This window comes from Mycobacterium sp. TH-M106 (genome assembly GCF_057473765.1).
Map to the genome: position 1 here is coordinate 1 of NZ_JBYCLE010000162.1, position 9,795 is coordinate 9,795.

At 67.8% G+C, this 9,795-nt stretch carries 8 protein-coding genes and 1 pseudogene; 4 read left to right on the forward strand and 5 right to left on the reverse strand.

The window, feature by feature from the left end; all coding sequences use genetic code 11:
- Positions 1-2,306, forward strand: a 2,306-nt coding sequence (locus AC2VOP_RS05790) for an MMPL family transporter (RefSeq protein WP_486960065.1), incomplete at its 5' end; no start/stop codon positions are given.
- Positions 2,303-2,806 carry an XRE family transcriptional regulator gene (locus AC2VOP_RS05795; RefSeq protein WP_486960066.1) on the forward strand — a complete coding sequence of 168 codons (504 nt, stop codon included), beginning with the start codon at positions 2,303-2,305 and terminating at the stop codon, positions 2,804-2,806. The genes AC2VOP_RS05790 and AC2VOP_RS05795, both read left to right, overlap by 4 nt.
- A gap of 30 nt (positions 2,807-2,836) precedes the next feature.
- Here the strand turns inward: AC2VOP_RS05795 and AC2VOP_RS05800 are convergent, their stop codons facing one another.
- Together AC2VOP_RS05800 and AC2VOP_RS05805 are read right to left on the reverse strand one after the other, a co-directional pair.
- Entirely contained in the window at positions 2,837-3,547 is a 711-nt protein-coding gene (locus tag AC2VOP_RS05800; RefSeq protein WP_486960067.1) for a hypothetical protein, read from the reverse strand.
- Complete coding sequence (locus AC2VOP_RS05805; protein ID WP_486960068.1) at positions 3,544-4,242, reverse strand: hypothetical protein; 699 nt, start codon at positions 4,240-4,242, stop codon at positions 3,544-3,546. Before AC2VOP_RS05805 ends, AC2VOP_RS05800 begins: the two co-directional genes overlap by 4 nt.
- A 43-nt stretch (positions 4,243-4,285) precedes the next feature.
- Between AC2VOP_RS05805 and AC2VOP_RS05810 the strand changes: the two genes are divergently transcribed.
- Entirely contained in the window at positions 4,286-6,307 is a 2,022-nt protein-coding gene (locus tag AC2VOP_RS05810; protein ID WP_486960069.1) for a M13 family metallopeptidase, read from the forward strand.
- Positions 6,308-6,409: 102 nt separating this feature from the next.
- Here AC2VOP_RS05810 and AC2VOP_RS05815 read toward each other — a convergent pair whose 3' ends face one another.
- The 3 genes from AC2VOP_RS05815 to AC2VOP_RS05825 all read right to left on the reverse strand — a co-directional run bounded on the left by AC2VOP_RS05815 (position 6,410) and on the right by AC2VOP_RS05825 (position 9,508).
- Positions 6,410-7,501 carry a L,D-transpeptidase gene (locus tag AC2VOP_RS05815; protein ID WP_486960070.1) on the reverse strand — a complete coding sequence of 364 codons (1,092 nt, stop codon included), beginning with the start codon at positions 7,499-7,501 and terminating at the stop codon, positions 6,410-6,412.
- Between the two features lie 121 nt (positions 7,502-7,622).
- Positions 7,623-8,864 (reverse strand): MFS transporter, encoded by a 1,242-nt coding sequence (locus AC2VOP_RS05820; RefSeq protein ID WP_486960071.1) that lies wholly within the window; start codon positions 8,862-8,864, stop codon positions 7,623-7,625.
- Positions 8,865-8,992: 128 nt separating this feature from the next.
- Positions 8,993-9,508: a DUF305 domain-containing protein gene (locus tag AC2VOP_RS05825; protein ID WP_486960072.1), complete on the reverse strand. Its 516-nt coding sequence runs from the start codon at positions 9,506-9,508 to the stop codon at positions 8,993-8,995.
- Positions 9,509-9,593: 85 nt separating this feature from the next.
- Here AC2VOP_RS05825 and AC2VOP_RS05830 point away from each other — a divergent pair.
- Positions 9,594-9,795, forward strand: a pseudogene (locus AC2VOP_RS05830) (dihydroxy-acid dehydratase); the annotation flags it as partial.

Here is a 9,795-nt window from a genome sequence, read left to right on the forward strand (position 1 = left end):
TGGCGATGTTCACCACGATGTCGGTGTACGTCACGTCGACGGTATCGATGTTCGGCATCGCGCTGGCGATCGACTATTCGCTGTTCATCGTGATGCGTTACCGCGAAGAGCTGCGCGCTGGCCGTCAGCCGCAGGAGGCCATCGATGCCGCGATGGCGACGTCGGGGCTGGCGGTGGTGCTGTCCGGCCTGACGGTGGTGGCCTCGCTGACCGGGATCTACCTGATCGACACCCCGGTGCTGGTGTCCCTGGCCACCGGGGCGATCCTGGCGGTTTCGGTGGCGGTACTGACCTCGGCGACCTTGACGCCGGTGGTCTTGGCGACGTTCGGCCGGGCGGTCGCCGGGCGTTCGGCGTTGCTGCACTGGTCACGCCGGACGCAGACAGCGCGGTCGCGGTTCTGGAGCCGCTGGACCGCCACCGTGATGCGTCGACCCTGGCTGTCGGCGCTGGTTGCCTCGGCGTTGCTGATCGTGATCGCGACGCCCGCATTGTCGCTCGCGTTGGGCAACAGCACACTGCGCCAGTTCGACTCGTCACATGAGATCCGCGGCGGGGTCGCCGCAGCGGCGCAGGCGCTCGGACCGGGCGCGCTGGGACCGGTCCGGGTGCTGGTCTCCTTCCCGGCCGGGCCAGACGCAGCGGCCTCCGCACCTGCTCACCGGCGAACGTTCGAGGCCATCCGACAGGAGATGGCGCGGGCGCCCGATGTCGCCTCGGTGTCCGCCCCGGTCTTTGCCGACGACGACAGCAGCGGGCTGCTGTCCGCGGTGCCGTCGGTCGATCCCGAGGACATGGAGGCACGCCAGACCGTCGACTGGATGCGTGCACACCTGCCCGAAGCCGCCCACGGGCAACCGGTCCGGATAGATATCGGCGGCCCCACCGCGCAGATCAAGGACTTCGACGACCGGGTGTCGGCGACCGAGCCGCTGGTGCTGATTTTCGTGGCGGTGATCGCGTTCGTGATGCTGCTGATCTCCATCCAGTCGGTGTTCCTGGCCTTCAAGGGCGTCCTGATGACGACGCTGTCGGTCGCCGCCGCCTACGGCGGCCTGGTGATGGTGTTCCAGTGGGGGTGGCTGCAACGGCTGGGTTTCGAGCCGATCGGCTCGATCGACAGCTTCATTCCGCCGGTCGCGCTGGCGATGGCCTTCGGCCTGTCGATGGACTACGAGATCTTCCTGTTGACCCGAATCCGAGAGCGCTTCCTGCAGTCGGGCAGCACCCACGATGCGGTCGCCCACGGGGTGAGCACCAGCGCGCGGACCATCACCAGCGCGGCGCTGATCATGATCGCGGTGTTCATCGGCTTCGCGTTCGCGGGGATGCCCTTGGTCGCCGAACTCGGGGTGGCCTGCGCGGTGGCGATCGCGGTGGACGCCACCGTGGTACGGCTGGTGCTGGTGCCGGCGCTGATGGTGATGTTCGACCAGTGGAACTGGTGGCTGCCCCGGTGGCTGGCGCGCATTCTGCCGTCGGTGGACTTCGAGCGGCCACTGCCCACCGTCGATTTGGGTGACGTCGTGGTCATCCCGGACGACATCTCCGATCTCGTCGCGCCCCCCGCCGACCTGCGGGGGGTGGTGAAGTCCGCGGCCCGGCTCAAGCATCTGGTGCCCGACGCGATCTGTGTGGCTGATCCGCTGGCGCTGCGCGGCTGCGGAGACCGCAATGGCGGGGGCGCTCGACGACCTATCACGCCGGCCCCTTCGGTGGCGGTATCCGCCGGGAACGGCCACCCGGCAGTTAAGACGCGCACCGGCGGCTGGCCGCACCGCAACTCCCACGGCGGTGCGCTACCGCGGCATCCTGTCACCCTCTGGCACAGCCGACTTGAGGTCGCCCTCGACGCGCTGGAAACCCTGAAAGCCCGCGAAACCCGAGTCCTGCCGGGTAGCGACTCCGGCAGCGCAGCTCGCCCGGCTCTCGCCCGCTGCAGCCCGCTGGAAACCACCACTGTCCAACTGCCTACCGGCGACCGGCTGCAGATTCCCACCGGCGCGGAGACACTGCGCCTCAAGGGTTACCTGATCATGCTCCGCAACAGCCGCCGGGACTTCTCCGAATTCGCCGAATTGGTCGACACGCTGGAACCGCAGACCGTTGCCGTGGCGCTGACCGGAATGGATCAGTACTACTCTGGTCAACCAGCGAACCGACAATGGATCGCCACCCAACTGGTCCGCCGACTTGCCGACCCACGCCCTGTCGATCCCGGTCACCCGGACGCCAGCGCAGACTGGGAACTCGTGCGGCAACGCTGTCTGTCGGTGGCGGTAGCGATGCTGGAGGAGGCGAGGTGACGTTGGCAGCCGATCCGCGCCACGGATCGGTGCCGCACCGGCTCGATCCCCGCCCCGGCTCCGCGGACCGCCCGGTGGAGTTCTGGTCGACAGCCGCCATCCGCTCGGCGTTGGAAAGCGACGACATCACCGTGTGGCAGCGGATCGTCATGGCGCTCAAACGCGACCCGTACGGGCGCACCGCACGCCAGGTCGAAGAGGTGCTCAAAGGCGCCAGTCCGTACGGCATTTCCCGAGCGTTGTCGGAGGTGTTGACCCGCACCCGCGCACACCTGGAGGCCAACGAACGTGCCGAGGTCTCCCGCCATGTGCGGCTATTGATCCAACGGTCCGGACTGAGCCGGCGCGAATTCGCATCCCGTATCGGTGTTACGGCCAGGGATTTCGCCGGCTACCTCGACGGTACGGACAGCCCGCCGGCCTCGCTGATGATCCGGATGCGCCGACTGTCCGACCGGTTCGTCAAGATGAACGCCGAGCGTTTCGCCGACAGCAACTGAGCGGGCGCTGCGGGCCGGGACGGGTTGCCGTCAGCGGCCGTGGATCGGCGACATGTCCAGCACCTGCCAGTGGCCGTCGCGCTTGGTCAGCGTTATCCGTACCGCGACGACCGTGTGCTTTTCCTGGTCCATCATGGCCTGGGTGCTGCGCAGCAGCACCGCCACCCTGGCCGCCGACGGACCGATCGCTTCGACGCCGGCCGTCAACGGCTCAGCCTTCACGGTGATATTGTGCTCGGCCAAGCTCTTGGCCGTCCCGCCGATCTTCTCCTTGAACGCTTCCGCCCGATCGGGCACCATCATCGCCGCGGCCTTATCGATCGATGCGGTCGGGTCGAACGGGTCGACGGTTGCCGCCGCCGTCGACATAGCGCTGGCGATGCGCACCACCTCCACCGAGTCGGTCTTGAGGTTGCGATCCGGCACCGTCCAGCGAATGTACTCCAGCGCCACCGCGGCCACCAACGCCGCCGTGCACAGCGCCACCACCGCCAGCCGCAGGGCCGGTCTGTCGTCGTCGGTCCCGACCGTCACCGAATCACGGCGCAACAGAAAGAAATTCAGCGCCATGCCCTCAACGATCAGTAACACCAATACCGAGCACACCGACACCCACCACAGCGGCCAGTCCAGCACCTGCCCGACCATCAGCAGTCCCCCGATGCCGGCCAGCGGCGCGACGATGTCGAACGCCGAGACTCGCCACACGTTTCGTAGTGGCACCCGCTTCAGGTTCTTCATCGGATCGACTTCAGCCGGGATATCAACAGTCGGCCGTCGACGTCGGAGACGTCCAATTGCAGTGCCCAGTGCACGGTCTGCGCTTTGCCGCCGACGTTTTCGGCGACGGAGGTGGCGACCACCATCACCGGATCGGTGCGGCCGGCATCCGATGGCCCTGGTTTGGCCGGATCGGTTGAGCCGGTGCCTGATTCGGCGTCGAGGTCGGGGTGCAGCGTTTCGATGGCCACCGCCTCGACCCGACCGGTGCTGCGTGACTGTATCCGCTGCAGCACTTCACGATAGGGCTGGGTGGCCGCCTCGAACTGGCTGTTGAGTTCGCCGACGGTTTTGCCGCGTAGCCGCTCCATGCCCTTCTCGACGTTGTCGGCGTTCAGGTTGATCAGCACGCTGGTCCAGCTGGCCGCGGCTTGCAGCACCTGGCTCCGGTGGGACCGCTCGGCGACGTCGCTGCGATGCATCGACCAGGTGAGCAGCCCGGCCACGACAGCCGCGACCGACACCAGCCCGAGAACGGCGGACACCAGTCCATAGATCGACAGGACACGGCCACCCGGCGGTTCGATGTCAGGTTTCTCGTCGGATGCTTCGGATGCTTCGGATACTTCAGTGTCTTGATCCGGCGGCGATTCGTCGGTCGGTCCTTCATCGCCGGTTACCGCCGCGTTCGTGTCGGGCTGCTGCTCGTCAGGCATGGCGGTGAGGGTACAGGACGCGGCAGGACAACGCCGTGAAAAGATGCCCGGCGTGACATCAGACGCTGTTCGCTCGGGTCTGGACCTCAGTTATGTCCAGGCCGCGATCCGACCGCAAGACGACCTCTTCGGCCATGTCAACGGCCGCTGGTTGACCGACTACGCCATGCCGGCGGACCGTGCCACCGACGGGGCGTTTCGCCAGCTGTTCGACCGGGCCGAGGCGCAGGTGCGTGACCTGATTATGCAAGCCGCCGAAAACCCGGACGGGCCGGATGGGCCGGATGGGCCGGATGGGCAACGCATCGGCGATCTGTATGCCAGCTTCCTCGACGAGGAGACCGTAGAGCGGCGCGGGGTACGGCCACTGCTCGATGAGTTGGCGCTGATCGACGACGCCGCAGACCCCGACGCGCTCGCGGCGACGCTGGGTGCGCTGCAGCGCACCGGGGTCGGCGGCGGCGTCGGGCTGTACGTGGACACCGACTCGAAGGACTCCACCCGCTACCTGGTGCACCTGAACCAGTCCGGCATCGGCCTGCCGGACGAGTCCTACTACCGCGACGAGCAACACGCCGAGATCCTGGCCGCCTACCCGGGTCACATCGCGGCGATGTTCGCCTTGGTCTACGGAGACGACGCTGCCGCCCATGACCAGACCGCGGCCCGCATTGTCGCGCTGGAGACGAAACTGGCGGCCGCGCACTGGGATGTAGTTAAGCGCCGCGACGCCGAGCTGACCTACAACCTGCGCAGACTGGCCGGTCTGCCCGGCGAGGCGCCCGGCTTCGATTGGGTCGGGTGGATGGGTGCGCTGGGCAGCTCCGGCGATGCTGGCGCCGCCGCCGAACTGGTGGTGCGCCAACCCGATTACCTGTCGGCGTTCGCCGCGCTGTGGAGCGGAGAGGACCTGCTCGATTGGAAGAGCTGGGCGCGGTGGCGGCTGATTCACGCCCGTGCTGGCCTGCTCACCGGCGCGCTGGTCGCCGAGGACTTCGAGTTCTATGGCCGCCGGCTGAGCGGCACCGAGCAGATCCGCGAACGGTGGAAGCGCGGGGTGGCGCTGGTGGAGAGCCTCATCGGCGATGCGGTCGGAAAGCTCTACGTGGCACGGTATTTTCCACCGGAGGCCAAGGCCCGGATCGACGCGTTGGTGGACAACCTGCGGGAAGCCTACCGGGTCAGCATCTCCAATCTGGACTGGATGACATTACCCACCCGCCAGCGCGCGCTGACCAAGCTGGACAAGTTCACCGCCAAGGTCGGCTACCCGGCCCGCTGGCGCGACTATTCCGCCCTGGTGGTCGACCGCGGCGACCTCTACGGCAACTGTCGGCGCGGCTATGCGGTCAACTACGACCGCGAACTAGCCAAACTGGGCCAACCCGTCGATCGCGACGAATGGTTCATGACACCGCAGACCGTCAACGCCTACTACAACCCCGGCATGAACGAGATCGTCTTCCCTGCAGCCATTCTGCAGCCGCCGTTCTTCGACGCGGGTGCCGACGACGCCGCCAACTACGGCGGCATCGGCGCGGTGATCGGCCACGAGATCGGCCACGGCTTCGACGACCAGGGCGCCAAGTACGACGGTGACGGGAACCTGGTGGACTGGTGGACCGATGACGACCGCAGCGAGTTCAGCTCCCGCACGGCCGCGCTGATCGCCCAGTACGACGCTTACGTGCCACGCGATCTCGGCAATGTCGATGGTCCGCCCCATGTGCAGGGAGCGTTCACCATCGGGGAGAACATCGGTGACTTGGGCGGGCTTTCGATCGCGCTGCTGGCCTACCAGCTGTCACGCAACGGCCGCCCGCCACCGGTCATCGACGGCTTGACGGGTGTGCAACGCGTTTTCTATGGCTGGGCACAGATCTGGCGTGCCAAATCCCGTGACGCCGAGGCGATCCGGCGGTTGGCGGTGGATCCGCATTCACCGCCGGAATTTCGCTGCAACGGCGTGATCCGCAACATCGACGCCTTCTACGAGGCTTTCGGCGTCGTCAAGGGCGACGCGCTGTATCTTGAGCCACCGCTGCGGGTCCGGATCTGGAACTGATCACGGCTTCCCCTCGCGAGCATGCGGGAACTCGCACAGAAGCAGCGCGGATAGTGCGATTTTCCGCATGCTCGCGGAAAAAGGGGCGCCGGGGAGGGCGCTTTACATCTGCCAGTCGTTGGCGCCGTCTTTCTTGGTGTAGCTGCCAACGGAGTTCTTCACCACCACCGGGTCACCGCTGCCGAAGTTGTCGTAGAACCACCTGGCGTTGGCCGGGCTGATGTTGATGCAGCCGTGGCTGACGTTGCGTTTGCCCTGATCGTTCACCGACCACGGCGCGCTGTGCACGAAGCCGCCACTGTTGTCGATCCGGACGGCATCAGAGACCGTCACCTTGTAGCCCCAGCTCGAGTTGACCGGGACCCCGTAGGTCGAGGAGTCCATCACCACCGTGGGGAACTTCTCCAGCACGTAGTAGGTGCCGTTCGGCGTTTCGTGGCCACCAGCTGACATTCCCATCGACATCGGGATGGTCTTCTCCACCTTCCCGTCGCGGGTGACGGTGATCTGGTGGGTGGCGTCGTCAGCCGTAGCCACCAGCGCGTCGCCGGTGCGAAAGTTCGACTTGGTGCCGCCCGCGTCGATGTCGACCGTGGTGTGGGCGGGCCAGAAGTTCAGCGGGCGCCACCGCAGCTGGGTTGGAGTCATCCAGTAGAACTTTCCGGGCACCGGCGGATTCGACGAGATGTGGACCGCCTGCTCGGCCAGCCCTGCGTCCTCGACCGGTCCCGGGAAATTGATAATGATCGGCTTGGCCACCCCCACCATCGAGCCGTTCAGCGGGTTGAACGACGGCGGCCCGAACGGCGCCGTGCCGGTGAACGGCTGCGGATTCTGCCCTGCGACGGATCCCGCCGCGCCGACCGATGCCGCCGGGGCCGCCGGGGACGTGCCGGGGGCCACCGGGGGCGCCAGCAGCGGGTCAGGTGGGCCCGGCGGCGGGAACACCAGCGGCTCCGCCGGTGGCGGCGGCCCCACCGGTCCCGGCGGCGGACCCGTCACCGGCTCCGCCGGTGGCGGCGGCCCCACCGGGTCGGGCGGCGCACCGACCGGCCCGGCGTCGGCTGCCCACGGGTCGCCGGGCGGTGGTTGCTGCGGGTCGGCCAGCGCTGGCCCACCACCGAGCGTGAGCCCGGCAGCTAGGCCGCCGACGCTGAGCCAGACGACGAGCGTCCGCGTCATCCATCGCGACATCTGTGCTACCTCCGGTCACAGTTTCCATCCAGTGTTACACAGCGCGACGGCCTACTAGCTGCGACGAAGTCCCTGGATGATCGGCTAGCAGGCCGGCCCAGTCGCCAGGTGGTGACGAACGTTACGGTCGTCTGACCTTCGACGGAAGAACGAACAGCCGCCGACTCGCCGCCATTCCCGCCAGCGCGCCGCTCACCAGCACCGCGGACGCGGCGGGCATCGACGCTTCACCGAGGCGCTCGTAGAGCAGGCCGCCGAGCAGTGACCCGGCCATGATGCCGACCTGGAACGCCGCGACGTACAGCGCCGACGCCCCGTCGGGGTCGTCAGGCGAGGTCCGCATCGCCGCCGACTGCAGCATCGGCGACACCGCCATCGCCATGGCGCCCCACAACACGATCGCGCCGGTACCCACCACGGCGGTCAAGGCGGGTGCCCGGGTGTGTTGACTGCCGAACGCCAGCGCGGCCAGCACCGCGAAGGCGAGCGCTAGCAGCGCCATGCACACGATGACCGCAGCCTTGGGCCGGCGGTCCAGTGGGCGGGCGACCACCGGCATCGCGACCAGTCCGGCGACCCCGTACGCCGACAGCAGCCAGGCCAGGTTCGGTCCGCGCACCCCGACCACGTCGCGGATGATCACCACGATGAAGGTGTAGGAGACGAAGTGCCCCGCGACGGCGGTCAGCGTCAGGATGCTCAGCGTGAGCAGGCGGCTGTTGCGGTGATGCCGCGCCCGGCGGCCGACTTTGGCCAGCAGCTCCGCGCTGAGCACCATCGCCGGCAGCGCCATCCAGGCCACCACGGTAATGACCCCAGCCGCGACGGTGACAGCCACGACCGCCAGCCGCCAGCCCCACAGCAGGCTCATCGCTGCGGTCAACGGGTTGCCGACCACCAGCGCCAGGCTGGTCCCGACGTAGATCACGGTCGTCGCACGACCGGAGTGGCTGGCCGGCACCAAGCGGGCGGCGATCGGGGCGATCACCGACCACATCAGGCCGTGGGTGATCGCGCAGAGCACCCGGGCACCGGCCAGCACCGCGAAGTTGGGTGCCGCCGCTGAGATCAGCTGGGAGACCGTCAGGCACAGCAGGGTCAGCAGCAGTGTGGCGCGCCGTGGCCAGTACGCGGTCCAGCGGACCAGCGGAACCGTTGTCACCGCCGCCACCAGCGCATACCAGGCCAGCAGCGTGCCGACCAAGGCCTCGCTGACGTTCAGGTCGCGGGCGATTGCGGGGAGCGCACCCACAGGCACGGTTTCCGCGGTGACGTAGATGAACGCTGCGGCCGCCAGCACCGCCAGCTGTATTGCGGTCCGCGGCGTCCACGGCCCAGCGAGCGGGGTTGGAGCTCTGGTCACGCGCCGGCCGGGCCGCCGCGCGGTCGAGCTGCCTCCCCGCACCGTGTCACCAGCACGGCAGCTAGTCAATCACAGCGGTTGTGCGGGAGCGAGGAAGCCGCGCGGTGTCCCGCGACCGGGGTCGTCAGTCAACGTCTCAGCATCTGCTCCATTTGGTCGACCTCGGTCTGCTGGGACGCGGCGATGGATCGTGCCAGGTCGATGATGTCGGGGCTCTGGCCGAGGGCGATCTCATTGTGCGTCATGGTGATCGCGCCCTTGTGGCGCGCGATCATCGATTGCAGCCACAGCTGGTCGAAGGCAGGCCCGTTCAGCGTCTTCAGCTTCTCCAGGGTGGCCTGATCCACCATGCCGTCGACGGTCGTCCCGTGCGGATTGTGAAGCGGTTGCTGCCACTGCATCAGCTGCGCGCGGAAGCCGTTGATCTCGGATTGCTGCTCATTGCCGATCTGCTGCGCGAGCGTGATGAGCCGGGTGTCGGTGGTGTGGGCCGGAACCATCTCCGTCAGCTCGAGGGCCTGCTCATGGAACGGGACCATCGCCTGCACGAATGTCACGTCGTCGGCGTTATGGTCCGGGCTGCTGACCGTCGACGTCGGCTGCGCGGTATGACAGGCGCTCACGGCGGTGCCTACCGCCAGCACAGCAACGACGGCCAGGACCCCAAGGACCCAGCCGGCAGTAGATCTCATGCGCCCACTGTAGAAGTGGTGACGGCATACTGGATCAATGCCCACCGAAACCCGCAAAACCCCAGACATCAAACCCCGTAGCCGCGACGTCACCGACGGCCTGGAGAAGGCCGCCGCCCGGGGGATGTTGCGGGCGGTGGGCATGGGCGACGACGACTTCGCCAAACCCCAGATCGGGGTGGCGTCGTCGTGGAACGAGATCACCCCGTGCAACCTGTCGCTGGACCGGCTGGCCAAGG

Excerpts from the sequence above, each read along its gene's own strand:
- AC2VOP_RS05800 (WP_486960067.1), bottom strand. The coding sequence starts at position 3,547 with ATGAAGAACCTGAAGCGGGTGCCACTACGAAACGTGTGGCGAGTCTCG.
- AC2VOP_RS05805 (WP_486960068.1), bottom strand. The coding sequence starts at position 4,242 with ATGCCTGACGAGCAGCAGCCCGACACGAACGCGGCGGTAACCGGCGAT.
- AC2VOP_RS05810 (WP_486960069.1), top strand. The coding sequence starts at position 4,286 with ATGCCCGGCGTGACATCAGACGCTGTTCGCTCGGGTCTGGACCTCAGT.
- AC2VOP_RS05815 (WP_486960070.1), bottom strand. The coding sequence starts at position 7,501 with ATGTCGCGATGGATGACGCGGACGCTCGTCGTCTGGCTCAGCGTCGGC.